This is a genomic window from Kribbella sp. CA-245084 (genome assembly GCF_050942355.1).
In the GTDB taxonomy this organism is placed as follows: Bacteria; Actinomycetota; Actinomycetes; order Propionibacteriales; family Kribbellaceae; genus Kribbella.
This window is the reverse complement of the sequence record NZ_CP192053.1, coordinates 4,144,945-4,160,815: the sequence shown is the minus strand read 5'-3', so window position 1 is coordinate 4,160,815 and position 15,871 is coordinate 4,144,945. Positions and strand designations below refer to the sequence as shown.

Genomic DNA, 15,871 nt, shown 5'->3' with positions numbered 1-15,871 from the left:
ACCTCAGGATTGCGCAGGGACGACGGCCAAGGTTGCGTGATGGTCACCGCAGCCAGGGGTGCTTGCGGACGATGGCGAGACCGTTCCAGATCTTGCCGAATCCCCACACGTTGCCAGCGGCAACGAGCGCGAGGACGACGAGAGTGATGGCCCCGATGATGTGATCGTCGAGCACCGGGTTGGTCTCCGGCGGGAGATTCGCGGACCACATCAGCAGGTACAGCAGCACGCCGCTGACGGCCGCGATCCGCAGTCCGATACCGAGGGTCAGCGCCAGGCCGATGCCGGCCAGGCCGATCATGAACAGCGGGGTGACCCACCAGTCGCCGACCAGCGAGTGGTAGAAGTCGGCCATCGGACCGCTGGTGCCCTTGCCGAGGAATCCGGCCGTCGGGTCGCCGCCGTCGATCCAGCCCTTGCCGGACGGGGTCGCGTAGCCGAGACCGAACAGCTTGTCGACGAAGGCCCACAAGAACTCGAGGCCGACGGCGATCCGCAGTACGGCGATCGCACGGCCGGCAGCGGTCGTGATGATCGGGTGCCGATCACCATCAGGCTCGGTCCTCGGAGCCTGGAAGTCCTGCCGGTGCTGCGTGGCGCTCATGGTGTCGTCCTTTCACTGGTTTCCGACACCTCGATCCTCGGATCTCGCGAGCACAACCGTCAGAGCCTTTCTCACCTCACCCCAGGACCGAACGTCCCGGAGGTCCCGGGACTGCCTGCCCTTCCCCTCGGACCACCGGTGCGGCAGCCGACCGGCTGTCACGGTGGTCGAACATCATCGCTCGGGGGACCTTCGGCCCTGCCCACGGCGCCCGCTCAGCGCTTGACTGGAGGTGCAAGGAGTCCGAGCCCCGGGAGGTCCCATGTCCACCGAACTGCCCGTGCTGGTAGGGATCGACGGGTCCCGCGACGGCCTGATCGCCCTCACCTGGGCAGCGTCGTACGCCACGTTGCACATGGCGCCGCTCCACGCGCTGTACGTGATGGACGACGAACGTCCGGTTCCTCCCGGCCCACCACCGACCGAGCCGGACGACGGCACCGAAGTACTCGACGATGCGCTCCAGGAACTCGAGCGGATCGGCTTCCGGGACGCGTCACTCGAACTGCGGCACGGGCACCCGGCCCAGGTTCTGCTCCAGCTCGCCGAACGATCCCAGGCGCTGGTGGTCGGCCGGCGCGGCATGGGCGGCTTCGCCGAGCTCGTGCTCGGCTCCACGTCGCAGGTCTGTACGGCGCTCGCCACGGACGTCCCGCTGATCGTCGTCCCGGACACCTGGGACCAGGCGGCGCCCGCACACGAGCGGATCGTTGTCGGCGTGGACGGCTCACTGGAGGGTCAGGACGCGCTGCGTTTCGCGTTCGAACTGGCGGAGAAGACCGATGCGGAGGTTCACGGCGTACACGCGGTCGAGGTCCGGGAGAGCTACCCCGACCCCAACGTCTGGGTCGACCCGAGCCGGGAGCCGTGGATCGACACCGCCGACGAACTGCTGGCCCAGACCCTCGAAGGCTGGACCGCGAAGTACCCCGACGTCGGCCTCCGCAGTCGCAGGCTCACCGACCACCCTGTTCTCGTCCTGGCGCGCGAGTCCCAGGACGCCGACCTCGTGGTGGTCGGCGGAGTCGGCCGTACGGCGTTCTCCGAACTCCGCATGGGATCCGTAGCCCGCGGCCTGCTCTACCACTCACACTGCCCGGTAGCCGTCGTACACCATCAGGAACCCTGAGGAGCCCCCGATGACCCAGTCAGTTCCGCGGCCAATACAAGCAGGTGACGAGATGAAGCACCTCGGGCGCTTCCTTCGCGACGTTCGGTGGACCGGCACGATCGAGGCCGGCGCGATGGGTCCCGGCAGCCCGGCGATGACGGCGACCGGCGAAGGTCGGCACCATGCGATCCAGGACGGGCTGTGGATCGTTGGTGAGTACCAGCAGGACCAGTTCCTTGCCGACGGCACCTTTGTTCTGCACTGGCAGCTGCACTGGGTCTCCGGCTGGGATCCTCAGAGCCGTGAGTACCGCGCATCGGTGGCCGACAACTACGGACACCTCGAACTGCTCGCCGGCAACATCGAGGGCGACGTCCTCACCTTCCGCAGCATCGGTCGCCCACCCATCCGCACCCAGCTCTCATGGCACCTCGTCGACGACAACACGATGACCTGGCGCAACGAAGTCTCCATCCAGAACAACCCCTTCGAGCTGGTCGAACAGTACGTCTGCACAACGATCAGCTAAACCGTCTCCTAGGCCACGGGCGCTGCCGGAATTGCCGATCTCGGCGGGCACCATGGTCTGTACGGTCACCGGCATCGCTGCCCGTGGGTGATCGTCGCCGGTCGCCTCGCGGTGGCCGACAGCAGCCGTCGAGAACAGCGACGCGAAGCATCGCCGTACCGCCGCGACCACGTCAGCACCGGTCCGCAGATGCAGGAAGACCTCCTCTTGTACCTCGTCGGCCGGATCGACGGGACTGCAGCGCACGATCACCTCGGCGCCGTCGCCGCCGAGCTTCTCGTAGCCCGCGAGGATGTCGTCGACCACAGCCGGCGGCAGCTCCGCATCACGGAAGGCCGAACGGATCTCGGCCGCCGCCACGACCAGGTCGCGGCCGGCCCGGAACCGCCGGATCGCCCGCGCGATCGCCGGACCGAGCCGCGCCTCGCGAACGAACTCCTGGTACGCCGTCGCAGTCACGGCGAACCCCTGCGGGATCCTGATCCCCGCGTCGGCGAGCTCGGCCAAGCGGGCGCTCTTCACGCCGACCTGCGTCGGATCCAGATCGCCCGACAGCCAGACGATGTTCATCATTCCTCCTGTTGCCGGGAGGCGGCTCACCGGACCGGGTCCGTCTTGACGACGGTGGGTCTCGTGGCCAGTGGCCACCTTTGTCGGTCCGCTTCCGGTGAGCCGGTCGCCTCCCCGGCACCTACAGATTCGCCCACCTGGTGGCGTCGTGGTCAGGGCCGTAGGTCCCGAGCTTGCGGACCACCCGGCCCATCGTCAGTCGGCGAGCAGCACCTCGCCGATGGGGCGGCGCGGCGTCGGCGGGACCGGTGTGCCGTAGCCGAACCGGATCACCGCCTGCGGACGCCGCCACGGACCGAGCGGGTCGTTGATCTGCCCGCGGAGCTCCTCGTGCTCGATCGCCAGGTTCAGCAGCGAGGTCGACACACCACGCGCGGTCGCCTCCAGCAGCACGTGCTCCAGCGCCTGTCCGGCCCGCAACCACTCGATCGGGCCGTCGTACCGCGTCGCGAGCACAGCCAGCTGCGGCTCCCGCTCGAAGTCGGCCACCGGGCGGGCCGCATCCGCCTCGGTCGCCGCCAGATCGCGCACCAGCGGATCAGCGCCGGCGACCCGCGAGCCCAGCGCACTCGACGGTACGCCGTCCACGTCCCGGGCGCCGCCGACCCAGCGCCGGCGCTCGGCCGTCCGGGCCGCGCTCTGGTCGTCGGCCGTCACCGCCTCATTCGTTGCCATCCGCAACCACCAGCGCCGGGCCGGCTTCTCGATCCACTGCAGCACAGCTCCCTCGAGTCCGGCACACAGATCGAGCTCGACTCGCAACTGCCCCGGCAAGCGCTGCTCGGTGAACGGTTCGCGATTCGTCCGCCGCTCAGTCAGGTACGGCGCGAGCGCGGCCATCGGCTCGTTCGGTATCCCGCCGAGTTCGACGACGGCGACCAGGTCCGGCCGCCGTTGATCGACCAGATGGCGCACTTCCGATCCCATCCCCCGAGCCGCCGCGGCCACTCGCAGGTTGAAGATCGCCGCCCCCAGCGAGATGAACAGCATCCGTCGCGACGGATCCTCGGCCGGCAGCTCGCGTTCCCGGTCCCGGTACACCTCGGCCGTCCGGCCCTCGAACCGGAATCGCCACGGCTGGGTATTGTGCATCGACGGCGCCGCCACCGCGGCCCGCAGCATCGCATCCCGGTCGGCATCGGTCAGTTGCTCGTCGTACTGCATTCGTTCCATACGTTCGAGCCAACTCCCGGCCGCGGCGTACGAACAGGGCCGAAAGACCCATCTGCACAGCTGCAGGCCCAAGGGCGAATGTCGTGTCACGAATCAGGCGGCTGCCCGGACTTCCTTGGTACATCGGCGGTTGTCGCCGATAGCACGATTCCAACCCTTGCGCGGCTGCGGACCGTGCCCGTTTCTGGGGTGATCAGCACCTGGAGTCGTCATGTCATCCACAATCATTCTCATCCACGGCCTGTGGCTCACTCCGCGAAGCTGGGAAGGCTGGAAGGCGCGGTTCGAGGCGCGCGGCCACACTGTGCTCGCGCCTGCCTGGCCCGGAATGGAGGGCGAGGTCGAGGCACTCCGCGCCGACCCCTCCGTCATGAACGGGCTCGGGATCGGCGAGGTCGTCGATCACTACGACGAGATCATCCGCCGTCTGCCCACTCAACCGGTGATCATGGGGCATTCCACCGGCGGGCTCGTGACCGAACTGCTGCTCGACCGCGGCCTGGGTTCGGCGGGCGTTGCCTTGTCGCCGGCGCCGGTGAAAGGCGTCTTGCGCCTACCGTTCACGTTGCTCCGCTGCATCTTCCCGGTGCTCAGGAACCCGGCCAACAAGAACAAGACCTTCGCGATGACGCCGAAGCAGTTCCATTACGCCTTCACCAACACGATGAACGACGACGACGCCCAGGCGGCGTACGAGCGGTACGCCGTTGCCGGTCCGGGCCGGGTGGCCTTCCAAGGGGCGTTCGCCAACTTCAATCCACACGCGGCCAACAAGGTCGACTTCCACAAGGACGATCGTCCTCCGCTCCTCGTGATCGGGAACAGCGAAGACCATACGATCCCCGCCTCGGTAAGCAAAGAGGCCGCGACACGTCTCGGCAGGTCAAAAGCAGAGGTGCAGTACAAGGAGTTCGTCGGACGACCTCACTTCACAGCCGGCGCCCCCGGCTGGGAAGCCGTCGCCGACTACGCGCTCGACTGGGCGATCCGCCACACGAGCGCGGCCTCCAGCCACAACTAGACGACGACGTCGGACGCTCGTCGTCAACGCCAGACCTCCGCGCGGCACTGCGGAGAAGCAGTGCGCCGCGGTAGTCGCTGCAGTTTCCGATCGATCAGATTGGTCGATCGAGTGAAATCCGGAAGGACGAGATCTCACATGAGCAAGCACTTCCTCGAGCCGGCAGCCCAGGAGTTCGCGAACGCGACGTCGGAGCCGCCGTTCCTCTACGAACTCGGTCCCGACGGCGCCCGCAAGGTTCTCGACGACGTTCAGGCCGCCCCGATCGGCAAGCTCGACATCGTCGAGAAATGGATCACCGTTCCGGCCGAGGTCGGTGATGTCCGGGTCCGCATCGTGAAGCCCGTCGACGCCGTGGGCGTCCTCCCGACCATCCTGTTCATGCATGGCGGCGGATGGGTCCTCGGGAACTCGCAGACTCATGATCGGCTGGTTCGCGAGTTGGCGGTCGGCGCCGACGCGGCGGTTGTCTTCGTCGAGTACGACCGCTCGCCCGAGGTCCACTACCCTGTCGCGATCGAGCAGGGCTACGCGGTGGCACGCTGGATCACCCAGAGCGGATCGTCCGAGGGTCTCGATGCGGGCCGGATGGCGGTGGCCGGCGAGTCGGTCGGCGGCAACATGACGGCTGCCTTGGCCATTCTCGCCAAACAGCGAGGTGACGTCACGTTCGTCCACCAGTCGATGTACTACCCCGTGACCGACGCTGCACAAGACACCGAGAGCTACCGCGAGTTCGCGGACGGCCCGTTCCTCACTGCGAAGGGCATGGCCTGGTTCTGGGACTGTTACCTACCTGACGAAACCAAGAGGTCCGAGATCACGGCCTCGCCGTTGCGGGCCGGCCTCGATCAACTCGCCGGGCTGCCGGAAGCCTTCCTGATCGTCGACGAGAACGACGTACTCCGAGATGAGGGTGAGGCATACGCCCGAAGGCTCACCGAGGCCGGCGTACGCACCACGTCGGTCCGCTACAACGGCATCATCCACGACTTCATGATGCTCAACCCGCTGCGTCAGACGGCCGCCACGACAGGCGCCGTCGAGCAGGCGATCCAGATCCTCCGCAAGGCACTCGGTACAGCCTGAGCCGACCGCTCGCTGCGATCTGCTGTGACCACAGGGAATAGCGTTCGGGAGGGGGAGGTTGTCAGCACCATGCGCTATGGGGTCTATACGAAGTCGTTCGGTGAGTACGGGAGCCCGAAGGTGCTGCGGGATCTTGCCATAGCGAGCGAGGAGCACGGGTGGGACGGGTTCTTTGTCTGGGACCTGCTCAGTGCACCTACCTACGAGCCACCGGTTGCAGATCCTTGGGTCGCGCTTGCCGCGATCGCTCAGGCGACGAGCAGGATCTTCATCGGCCCGATGGTTGTGCCCTTGCCACGGCGACGCCCGGCGAAGCTGGCGCTCGAGGCCGGCACCCTTCAGGAGCTCTCGGACGGGCGCCTGATCCTCGGCCTCGGCACGGGAGCTGGATGGGATTACACCCGGTTCGGTGAGTCCGCCAGGCGCAAGGAACTCGCCGAACGGCTGGACGACGGGGCCGAACTCTTGCACAAGTTCCTTGCCGGGGACCCAGTTGAGCACGCCGGCAAGTACTACCGCGCCACAGACGTCCGCATGCCGGCTAGCGACGTACCCATTTGGACCAGTGGATTCTGGCCACGGACCGGACCGGTACGGGGTGCGCGCGACGCGACCGGACTCTTCCCGCAGATCAGGGATGAGGCCGACGACTTCCGGCTGCCCACCATCGACGAACTAGCCACCATCCGCGCCGACTTCGAGAAAGCCGGCGGACGCCCACACGCCGACATCGCGATCTGGTCCCCCAGTGAGGCCGGCGCACCCAACGCCGAAACAGCCACACAGTACGAAGAAGCAGGCGTCACCTGGTGGTTCCAGGACGGCTCCGAGATCCCACCAACCGAACTCCACCGCCGCATCACCACCGGCCCACCCACCTAGCCAGCGAAGCGGTCACCATTCATCGCCTGTTGAAGCCGTTCGCGGCTGAGCACTCCCGGAATCCGACGGACAACGGCTGATCGATCTGACACTGCACCACGGCGCCGCACTCGGGGACCTCCACAAATCTGATCGCGCGCCCTGTCTCGCGATCTATCACCGACTCGTTGGGCCAACGACATCGAAAGACGACTCCACCGGCACGCATTCATCGGATGCACAACCAACCGCCGAGATCGAGCAGTCTGGAGCCGGTCAGGCCTACTGCGAGTGGACGGGGTCGACGGAAGGCGACGTCCGTCGGCCTGCCCATTCTCTGGCAGGAGAGGCGGCAGCGTAGGAGGTGGCGGGAGTGATCCGCATCGTACCCGGCACCACCACTGAGCGACCATTCGATGATCTTTCCGCCGCTCAGGGTGCGGCGACGGCGGGCAGTGATCAAGCTTATCGAGGACTACTCATCATTCGCGCGGCGTGCCCCGCGGAGTTCGGTGATGATCCAAACCAAGACTGCTTTGTAGTTCGCTTTGATCTCCCCGAAACCACCCGCCTTGCCAAAGTCCGAATCGGGACCATTCGACTCGGCGACGAACCTCCTCATCGACGCTCGATCGTTGAGGGACACCCGAGCCGGTTGCACAGAATCTCCGGCCCACTGGTTCTTCCGCTCAGAAACGAGTTCGGATAGGCGATTCTCAATGAATTTCAGGAGCGACTCCACTGGTTCCGCACGGCCCTCCTCCGTGAAGTAGGTCTGAGCTTGTGTGAGCAGGGCCTCGAACTCCGCTTGGACAGCGCTGATCCTCCGCATTTGCTTCTCGTACACACGCGTGTCGATGAACATGCCGTCGGCGGTTGATGACAAGGCCCACTGAAGACGGCGGCGTGCCTGCTTAAGGTTGGTGTACGCGTCGGTAACACGTCCCGCGAAGTCACGGAGCCACTCGTTCCGACTGGACAATCGTTGGCTTGCCACGTCCACACGCTGCCGCGCCTGCACTTGGTCCTGCTGGAACTCATGGATCAGAAGAGAGACGAGCGCACCGAACCCTGTCAGGATGCCGGCCTGGGCCACGAGTTTTCCGATCTCATACCACAGCGTGTCGTGGTCGAGGTCGCGACGGGCCATGGCGACTGCGATCGCGATCGCGACGATCGTGAGGACGATGAGCAGGATCACGAGGAGGCGGGCGCGATACGAGAGTCTCTGCCGCTCCAGAGGCGGTTGTAGCGCCAATCTCGACGCAGCCTTTCGGGATCCGAGAGAAGCCGCCATGATTTCCTCTTAGATTCGATGGACGCTCCAGCGTGTTGCCGCCTATCAGCGGGGGCTAACCTGCGGTGAGAACAGTCCACCCCTCAATGGCAAGCCGCCGCAAGGGGCAGACGGTCTGATGAGCGCTGGCCATTACTGCGCTCGGGACCGACATGCTGCAATATGGCACTCGCGGTACGTCGGGTCCGCTAATTACTGCGGATGACACGGGCTGCCGTATAGCGATGCCACCCTCAAGGCCGCCAAATCGCAGACGGTGGCGTGCCGCCACGATGGCTATCCAGCCTGACGGGACTCTCGCCGACTCGGGGCAGGGTGACCGATACCCGGGGGCGGAGCGATTCAGGTCCGAGCATGGAGCAACGGCGCACGGGCAAGTCCTGTGGAGTGGTCTACGAGGTTTGGTGATTCGTCGTTGGTGTTGGTTAGGCGCTGATCGCGCCGGTGGTCTTGGGTTTGTCCTCAGGGTTGTGGGTGGTGAGGGCGAGGCGGCTGCGGTGGAGGACGTCGAGGCCGAGGTAGCGGCGTCCGTCGGCCCATTTGTCCTGTTGTTCGGCCAGGACGGCACCGCACTGTCCGCCTAGGCGGTAGTGGCCGGGACCCCTATGACCCTGAACTCTCAGCTTTTGAAAACTAGAGTCGGGGCCCGGGGATCGGCTGACATTGCGTCGCGACTGCGGCTTGGGCCCACTGCGCGACAAGTGGGCCACACTTGGATGCTGACGATCTGGCACGGTACGACGGACATGTTCGGCGACGTAGGTGAATACGTCGAACACGCGGATGAGTCCGTCACCCGTTGGAAGGCCCCGACACGACGTCCCGGTGGTTGGTGTTCCACCTCCAGGAGGCCACACCGCGGCACCGAGGCAGATGGCTCCGAATAGGACGGGACTGCTGTTGGTTCACCCTTGCTGTTGGGTGCGAACGGTTTCACGGTCCGGGCTGGGCGCCATGGTCGCCGACGGTGCGGTGCGAGGCCAGGTCCAGGCGAACCGCACGATGAGGGCGAGAAGGATCAATTCCAGGACGATGCCGAGGCCGTAGAAGTACAGCCAGGACTCGCCCAGCGCATTGAATGCCGTGACGGGGACGAAGAGCGAAGCCACGATGAGGTTCGTACTGCGGTTCGCCCTGGCGGGCAGCGTCATCGACAGCACGACCATGAGGATCGGGATGGCCATGAGGGTCAGCGTCGTGGTCGAGAAGGTCTGGGAGAGGTCGAATTCGAAGACCTTGCCGTCGAGGATGTCTTCGATGACGCCGGGCGTGAAGAAGTTGAGAATGTCCACGTAGGCGTAGAGGAACATGAAGCTTGTCCACGTTGCGGCGAGCTTGGCTCGCACCGGGACCGGCTGGTCTGCGAGGGTGGCACGTGTTCTCATCATGGGCTCCGTTGGTGTGGTGCGGATCGGTAGGTCCACGATCGCCTGGCCCCGGCGGCGGGCGCCTCGGCCCGGAGGCTCGGGTTCGCCTGGCCGATGGCATGGTCTGTCTCTAGTTCTTTCGGTTGGTACGCCGACGCGCGCCGATCTCCAGGCTGGAGCCGTGGTCACTATCCGGCGCTCCATCTGACACGAGCCGCGGCCTGCTGACGCCCCACCCATCGGCCGGCTCGACTGGCTGCTGGTGGGCGTGCTCGCGGCCGCCGCCTTGGTCGAAGGCATCGCTCGGCCGAGCTTGGCCTGGCAACCCTTTGTGACGGTGTTCGCCCTGGCGCTGATGCCTGCCCTGCTCTGGCGGCGGAGCCGCCCCCTGATGGCCGCCCTGGCCGGGTGGGGCATCGCCGGGCTGCTCTCGGTCCTCCAGCTGGCTGCGCACGCCGGCGACCTCAGCCTCGACTCCATGGCGGCCGTCCTGATCCTGCTCTACTCCCTGGTGCGGTGGGGCTCTGGCCGCGAGATCGTCTTGGGGACGGCGTTGGTGACACTCGTCGTCGCGCTGGGGATGTACGCCGCCTCCGCGGGCCGGGCCGAGATTTTCGGCGGGACCGTCCTCGTGCTGTTGTTCGTGGCCCTCGCGGTGGTGTTCCGCTACCGCGCGGACCTCTGGCGTCGCCAGCAGCGCGAGATCCGCAATCAGGAGCGGGTGGCGCTGGCGCGCGAGCTGCACGACACCGTGGCCCACCACGTCTCGGCCATCGCGGTACAGGCGCAGGCCGGTCGCGTGGTCGCCGGCATCCAGCCTCAGAAGGCCGCCGAGGTCCTGGCCGCAATCGAGCGTGAAGCGTCGCGAACCCTCGCGGAGATGAGATCCATGGTGCGGGTGCTGCGTGAGGAGGAAGCCGTCGCCTACTCACCGCAGCTGGGTGTCGCGGACCTGCCTGCTCTGGCGCGCGCGAACGCGACGCCCACCGTCGAGGTCTCGCTGGACGGTTCGTTGGCCCGGCTGGCACCACCCGTGGACGCCGCGCTCTATCGCCTCGCGCAGGAGTCGCTGACCAACGCCGTACGGCATGCCCGGAGCGCGACCCGCGTCGGAATCGACGTACGCCGGGAGGGCGACGCCGTCAGACTGCGCGTCAGCGACGATGGACGCACTGAGCCGGGACCGGCCCCGGGCCATGGATTCGGCCTGCTGGGCATGGCCGAACGCGCCCAGCTCCTCGGCGGATCGCTCTCCGCGGGCCCGGGGCCCGGTGGGGTGGCTGGGTAGTCGAGGCGATACTGCCGGTGGAGGCGTTGGGACGAGCATCCGTGTTGTCGTAGCCGACGACCAGGACTTGGTCCGGACCGGGTTGGTGATGATCCTCGGCGCGCAACCCGGCCTCGAGGTCGTTGGGGAGGCAGCAGACGGGCTCGCAGCGCTCGACATGGCCACCCAGCTGCGTCCCGATGTCCTCCTCGTCGACATCCGGATGCCCGGGCTCGACGGCGTCGAGGTGACGCGGCGCCTGGCCGGGCCAGACGTGACGGACCCGATGGCGGTCGTCGTGATCACCACCTTCGACCTCGACGAGTACGTCCTCGGCGCCCTACGCGCCGGCGCCCGCGGCTTCCTGCTCAAAGACGCCGGTCCGGAGCTCCTCGTACAGGCCATCCACGCGGCGGCCAACGGGGACGTGCTGATCGCCCCCAACGTCACCCGCCGCCTCCTGGCGACCTTCGCCGGCCAGTCGCCGGAGGTACCGGTCCAGCCCATCACCCCGCTCACCGAGCGCGAGGAGCAGGTGCTCGCCCTGGTGGCACGGGGCCGAACCAACGCCGAGATCGCCACCGAGCTCTTCGCCGGCCTCAGCACGGTCAAGTCCCACGTCGCATCGCTGATGACCAAACTCGGCGTACGCAACCGCGTAGAGATCGCAATGTGGGCCCACGACACCAGACGCGTGAGAGCAATTAGGGGGTTCAGATCGCAGCATAGGCAACCGCGACGAGCCGCGGCGGTACGGCTTCGTCAACATCGAGCAAGCGCATACGTTTGGCTGCGCTTGGAAGCCGCCGAGTCACACGGTGGCATACCTCCACGATGGCCATCCGGGCTTGATGAACTCGCGCCGGCCAGCGCGGGGTCGATCTTCGGAGACGCCAGAGATGCAAGTCAGAACGTGGAACAACGGCGCGCACAACCGGTCCGGCGCCGGACACGGGCTGAAGATTCGCCTCGAGGACCGGGACAGCACCTTCGAGCCGGCGTGCACCAACATTGTGCTGACTATTCCGGCCGAAGGTGAAGTAACGGTCGCCTCGTCCGCCTCGTTCTGGCAGACGTGCAGCGAACTCCGGACTGCCGCGATCGGACGCCGGCTTCTCCAGTCCGACCAGGCTCCGTGGCCCCAAGGTACGCCGCCCGCGATTCGCCTGATCCACGTGAGCGGCAATCGCCTCAGCGCAGAAGCCGACACGGCGAGCGAAGCCACCGGGAGGTAGTCAGCGATCCGGCACGAGCAGGCGTCACCCGCAATCGAATACGTAGGCACTGCGAGCACACGAGACTCGCCCGCGCCCGCCGGCACAGACAAGTCTCATCGTGGTCGGGCGGCAGCACGTGGCAGTCCCACGCGAGCGGCAGCGAGCCCATGACGGGCGGCAGCCCGCACCGTCCGGCGGCAGGTGCGGGCGGAGCGGAGCGCCGGAGCACCTGCCTAGCGGGCGGGGGCTTTCCACCCACTCCCCCGGTTTTACTTACCTGATTCGCATGTCGGAGATGGCTCGGGCTATTACCAGGCGCTGGATTTCAGAGGTGCCTTCGAAGATGGTGTAGATCTTGGCGTCTCGGTGCATGCGTTCGACCGGGTATTCGCGGGTGTAGCCGTTGCCGCCTAGGATTTGGATGGCTTCTTCGGTGACTTTTACGGCTACCTCGCCGGCTTTGAGTTTGGCCATGGAGCCTTCGCCGTGGCGGTAGTCGGGGGTTTGGCCTCGCATGAGGGCGGCGGACATGTTGGCGGCTCGCCAGACCAGCAACCTGGCGGCGTCGATCTCCAGGGCCATGTCGGCGAGTTTGAAGGCGATGCCTTGGTTGTCGATGATGGGGCGGCCGAATTGTTCGCGGGTTTTGGCGTAGTCCAAGGCCACTTCGTACGCCGCTCGGGCGATGCCGATGGCTTGGGCGCCGACGATGTGGCGAGTCATTTCGAAGGTGGCCATCGAGGCGTTGCGGCCGGCAGAGCCGGCAGCCGCAGCGCCTCCAGCACCCGCAACACCGTCCGACGAGGCGGCGGCTGCGGCTTCGCGGGCCTCGTGCGCCCGGGCCAACCGTTCGTCGAGTTTTTGCTTGCCGCCGAGGACGTTCGCGGCGGGGATGCGGACGTTGTCGAAGAAGACATCGGCGGTGTGGGAGGCGCGCAGGCCGTGCTTGCGGAGCTTGGTGCCCTGTTCCAGGCCCTTCACTTCGGACTTGGGTACGACGAAGGCCGCCTGGCCCTTGGCGCCGAGGGAGGGGTCGACGGTCGCGACGACCACGTGGATGTCGGCGATGCCGCCGTTCGTGGCCCAGGCCTTCTGCCCATTGATGACCCACTCGTTACTAACGGCGTCGTAGACAGCCCGGGTGCGGATCGCAGAGACGTCGGATCCGGCGCCCGGCTCAGAAGAACAGAAGGCAGCCACGCGTACGTCGTCAGGCGTGCCGTAGCAGCGGGGCATCCACTGGCTCCACTGCTCCGGGGTGCCGTTGGAGAAGATGGCCGACGACGCGAGGCCGGTGCCCTTCAGGGACATGCCGATGCCGGCGTCGCCCCAGAAGAGTTCTTCGTGGACGAGCGGCATCAGCAGACCGGACGGGTCGATGAAGAGGTTGATGTTGGCGTCGAGGCCGTACAGACCGATCTTGGCGGCCTCCTGGATGACCGGCCACGGGGTTTCCTCGCGCTCGTCCCACTCCGCGGCGGCCGGGCGGATCACGTCCGCGGCGAACGTGTGGGCCCAGTCGCGGATCTCGAGCTGCTCGTCGTTCAGCCCGAGCGAGAACGAGCTCCAGCCCGGCCGGGACCGCTCGGCGCCGAGTTCACCGGCCAACGCCATCACGTCGGCGGAGACCGCGGGCTTCGGATCGGTCATGGTCATCAACATCCTCCAACAGGCGGCAGTACGATGTTACCGACGAGTGTAACCGTCGTTTGCACCAAGGGGTACCGCTGTGGCTAAGATCGATCCATGAGCTCCGCGCTGCTCGCGATCGGACGCCGCCGGACCACGGCGGAGCGTCGTCGCGACCGGGAGCGGGACATCATCCGGGCCACCCGCGAACTGTTCGACGAGCGCGGCACGATCGACGCCCAGATCGACGATATCGCCAAGCGGGTCGGGATCAACAAGGCGCTGATCTACCGGCACTTTGCCGGCAAGGAAGAGCTGTTCGCCCTCACCCTGGTCGACTACCTGAAAGAGCTCGACGAAGGCCTGCAACAGAAAGACAGCCCGAGGCGTGCACCGCTCAACCGGCTCAAGGCGGTCAGCGAGACCTTCGTCGACTTCTGCCTGGCCTACCCGGCGTTCACGGACTGCGCGATGAGCCTGCTGAGAAGGACCGGCGAGGAGCTGTTCGGCGAGATCACCGAGCCCGTGATGATGAAGCTCGGTACGGCGATGGCCGCGCCGCTCGAGCGGATCGCGGCGATCCTCAAGGCCGGCCAGCGGACCGGTGTGTTCGACGTGGTCGACACCGACTACCTGGCCAATCACCTGTACACACAGACACTCGGATCGTTGCATATGGCAAGGGTCGGACTGATCGTGTCGAGCGGACAGCCCGGACACCCGGTGGTGCATCACGCGGATGTCGGTACCGTGCGAGAGACTGCCATCACCGCGACCCTGGCGACCGCTGTGGGGCGTATAGCACTCAAGCGACCTTCCGCCACCGCACGAAAGTCCAAAGGAGAGACATCGTGACCGAGACCCGCAAGGTGGCCGTCGTCGCCGGAAACCGGATTCCGTTCGCCCGGCAGGACAAGACGTACCGGCATTCCTCCAACTCCGACATGCTCACCGCCGCGCTGAACGGTCTGGTCGACCGGGCCGGCCTCGGCGGTCAGGAGGTGGGCGAGGTGGTCGCCGGCGCGGTCCTCAAGCACGCCCGCGACTGGAACATGGTCCGCGAGGTGGTCCTCGGTTCCAAGCTCGCCGCCACCACCCCGGCGTTCGACATCCAGCAGGCCTGCGGCACCGGGCTCGAGGCGGCGATCCTGGTCGGCAACAAGATCGCGCTCGGTCAGATCGACGCCGGCATCGCGGGTGGCGTCGACACCGCGAGTGACGCGCCGGTGGCGGTCAACGACCACCTGCGCAACGTGCTGCTCGACCTCAACCGCGCGAAGACGTACCCGGACCGCCTGAAGGTCCTCGCCCGGGTCCGCCCGAAGGACGTCGTGCCGGAGATCCCGCGCAACGCCGAGCCGCGGACCCGCAAGTCGATGGGCGATCACGCCGCGCTGACCGCGCTGGAGTGGGGCATCACCCGCGACGCGCAGGACGAGCTTGCCCTCAAGTCCCACCTCAACCTCGCCGCCTCCTACGACCGCGGCTTCCAGAACGACCTGATCACGCCGTACCTCGGCCTCGAGAAGGACCAGAACCTCCGCCCCGACACGAGCCTGGAGAAGCTGGCCAAGCTGCGGACCGTGTACGGCAAGGGCGAGACCGCGACGATGACCGCCGGCAACTCGACGCCGCTCACCGACGGCGCATCGACCGTTCTCCTGAGCACCGACGAATGGGCGCGGGAGCACGGATTGCGGCCCCTGGCGTACCTGACCCACTCGCAGACCGCCGCGGTCGACTACGTGAAGGGCGCCGAGGGCCTGCTGATGGCCCCCGCGTACGCCGTACCCCGCATGCTGGCCAGAGCCGGCCTGACGCTGCAGGACTTCGACTACTACGAGATCCACGAAGCGTTCGCCTCCCAGGTGCTGTCCACCCTGAAGGCGTGGGAGGATCCGATCTTCTGCAAGGAGCGGCTCGGCCTGGACGCGCCGCTCGGCGAGATCGATCGCGACAAGCTGAACGTGAACGGCAGCTCGCTGGCCGCGGGCCACCCGTTCGCGGCGACCGGCGGGCGGATCGTCGCCGCGCTGGCCAAGCAACTGGACGAGAACGGCGGCGGCCGGGGCCTGATCTCGATCTGCGCCGCGGGCGGCCAAGGCGTCGTCGCCATCCTCGAGAAGTAGGAGCTGA

14 protein-coding genes and 2 pseudogenes are annotated in these 15,871 nt (G+C 66.9%); 9 read left to right on the top strand and 7 right to left on the bottom strand.

Annotated elements, in window-relative coordinates; genetic code table 11:
• Positions 1 to 43: 43 nt before the first annotated feature.
• Positions 44 to 604, bottom strand: coding sequence for a hypothetical protein (locus ACQPYH_RS19975; RefSeq protein ID WP_432893374.1), 561 nt, complete (start codon positions 602 to 604; stop codon positions 44 to 46).
• Between the two features lie 262 nt (positions 605 to 866).
• Between ACQPYH_RS19975 and ACQPYH_RS19970 the strand changes: the two genes are divergently transcribed.
• Both ACQPYH_RS19970 and ACQPYH_RS19965 read left to right on the top strand, forming a co-directional pair.
• On the top strand, positions 867 to 1,733 hold the full coding sequence (locus ACQPYH_RS19970; RefSeq protein ID WP_432893371.1) for a universal stress protein: 867 nt from the start codon (positions 867 to 869) through the stop codon (positions 1,731 to 1,733).
• A gap of 10 nt (positions 1,734 to 1,743) precedes the next feature.
• Entirely contained in the window at positions 1,744 to 2,244 is a 501-nt protein-coding gene (locus ACQPYH_RS19965; protein WP_432893368.1) for a DUF1579 family protein, read from the top strand.
• Here the strand turns inward: ACQPYH_RS19965 and ACQPYH_RS19960 are convergent.
• Together ACQPYH_RS19960 and ACQPYH_RS19955 are read right to left on the bottom strand one after the other, a co-directional pair.
• Complete coding sequence (locus ACQPYH_RS19960; protein WP_432893365.1) at positions 2,137 to 2,814, bottom strand: PEP/pyruvate-binding domain-containing protein; 678 nt, start codon at positions 2,812 to 2,814, stop codon at positions 2,137 to 2,139. The two genes, ACQPYH_RS19965 and ACQPYH_RS19960, sit on opposite strands and share 108 nt — an antisense overlap.
• A 195-nt stretch (positions 2,815 to 3,009) precedes the next feature.
• Positions 3,010 to 3,987 carry an Acg family FMN-binding oxidoreductase gene (locus tag ACQPYH_RS19955; protein ID WP_432893362.1) on the bottom strand — a complete coding sequence of 326 codons (978 nt, stop codon included), beginning with the start codon at positions 3,985 to 3,987 and terminating at the stop codon, positions 3,010 to 3,012.
• A gap of 211 nt (positions 3,988 to 4,198) precedes the next feature.
• Here ACQPYH_RS19955 and ACQPYH_RS19950 point away from each other — a divergent pair, with 211 nt between their 5' ends.
• From ACQPYH_RS19950 to ACQPYH_RS19940, 3 genes are all read left to right on the top strand, one after another.
• The gene (locus ACQPYH_RS19950) at positions 4,199 to 5,008 is read left to right on the top strand and encodes an alpha/beta hydrolase (RefSeq protein ID WP_432893360.1); all 810 of its coding nucleotides are present in this window, start codon (positions 4,199 to 4,201) and stop codon (positions 5,006 to 5,008) included.
• A 138-nt stretch (positions 5,009 to 5,146) separates the two neighbouring features.
• Positions 5,147 to 6,097, top strand: a complete 951-nt coding sequence (locus tag ACQPYH_RS19945; RefSeq protein ID WP_432893358.1) for an alpha/beta hydrolase — start codon at positions 5,147 to 5,149, stop codon at positions 6,095 to 6,097.
• Between the two features lie 69 nt (positions 6,098 to 6,166).
• Positions 6,167 to 6,979, top strand: coding sequence for an LLM class flavin-dependent oxidoreductase (locus tag ACQPYH_RS19940; protein ID WP_432893355.1), 813 nt, complete (start codon positions 6,167 to 6,169; stop codon positions 6,977 to 6,979).
• Between the two features lie 454 nt (positions 6,980 to 7,433).
• Here ACQPYH_RS19940 and ACQPYH_RS19935 read toward each other — a convergent pair whose 3' ends face one another.
• The 3 genes and pseudogenes from ACQPYH_RS19935 to ACQPYH_RS19925 form a co-directional block, all read right to left on the bottom strand.
• Positions 7,434 to 8,255, bottom strand: a complete 822-nt coding sequence (locus tag ACQPYH_RS19935) for a hypothetical protein (RefSeq protein WP_432893353.1) — start codon at positions 8,253 to 8,255, stop codon at positions 7,434 to 7,436.
• A gap of 425 nt (positions 8,256 to 8,680) precedes the next feature.
• Positions 8,681 to 8,824: pseudogene (locus ACQPYH_RS19930) on the bottom strand (IS256 family transposase); the annotation flags it as partial.
• Positions 8,825 to 9,160: 336 nt separating this feature from the next.
• Positions 9,161 to 9,565, bottom strand: a complete 405-nt coding sequence (locus ACQPYH_RS19925; RefSeq protein ID WP_432893350.1) for a DUF6326 family protein — start codon at positions 9,563 to 9,565, stop codon at positions 9,161 to 9,163.
• A gap of 319 nt (positions 9,566 to 9,884) precedes the next feature.
• Here ACQPYH_RS19925 and ACQPYH_RS19920 point away from each other — a divergent pair, with 319 nt between their 5' ends.
• Together ACQPYH_RS19920 and ACQPYH_RS19915 are read left to right on the top strand one after the other, a co-directional pair.
• Complete coding sequence (locus ACQPYH_RS19920) at positions 9,885 to 10,910, top strand: sensor histidine kinase (RefSeq protein WP_432893347.1); 1,026 nt, start codon at positions 9,885 to 9,887, stop codon at positions 10,908 to 10,910.
• Positions 10,911 to 10,998: 88 nt separating this feature from the next.
• A pseudogene (locus ACQPYH_RS19915) lies at positions 10,999 to 11,586 on the top strand (response regulator); the annotation flags it as partial.
• A 793-nt stretch (positions 11,587 to 12,379) separates the two neighbouring features.
• Here the strand turns inward: ACQPYH_RS19915 and ACQPYH_RS19910 are convergent.
• Positions 12,380 to 13,756: an acyl-CoA dehydrogenase family protein gene (locus ACQPYH_RS19910; RefSeq protein ID WP_432893344.1), complete on the bottom strand. Its 1,377-nt coding sequence runs from the start codon at positions 13,754 to 13,756 to the stop codon at positions 12,380 to 12,382.
• A gap of 96 nt (positions 13,757 to 13,852) precedes the next feature.
• On the opposite strand from ACQPYH_RS19910, the gene ACQPYH_RS19905 reads away from it, so the two are divergent.
• Positions 13,853 to 14,590 carry a TetR/AcrR family transcriptional regulator gene (locus tag ACQPYH_RS19905; protein WP_432893342.1) on the top strand — a complete coding sequence of 246 codons (738 nt, stop codon included), beginning with the start codon at positions 13,853 to 13,855 and terminating at the stop codon, positions 14,588 to 14,590.
• Positions 14,587 to 15,864 (top strand): acetyl-CoA C-acetyltransferase, encoded by a 1,278-nt coding sequence (locus ACQPYH_RS19900; protein ID WP_432893339.1) that lies wholly within the window; start codon positions 14,587 to 14,589, stop codon positions 15,862 to 15,864. The genes ACQPYH_RS19905 and ACQPYH_RS19900 overlap by 4 nt, the downstream gene beginning before the upstream one ends.
• Positions 15,865 to 15,871 lie beyond the last annotated feature (7 nt).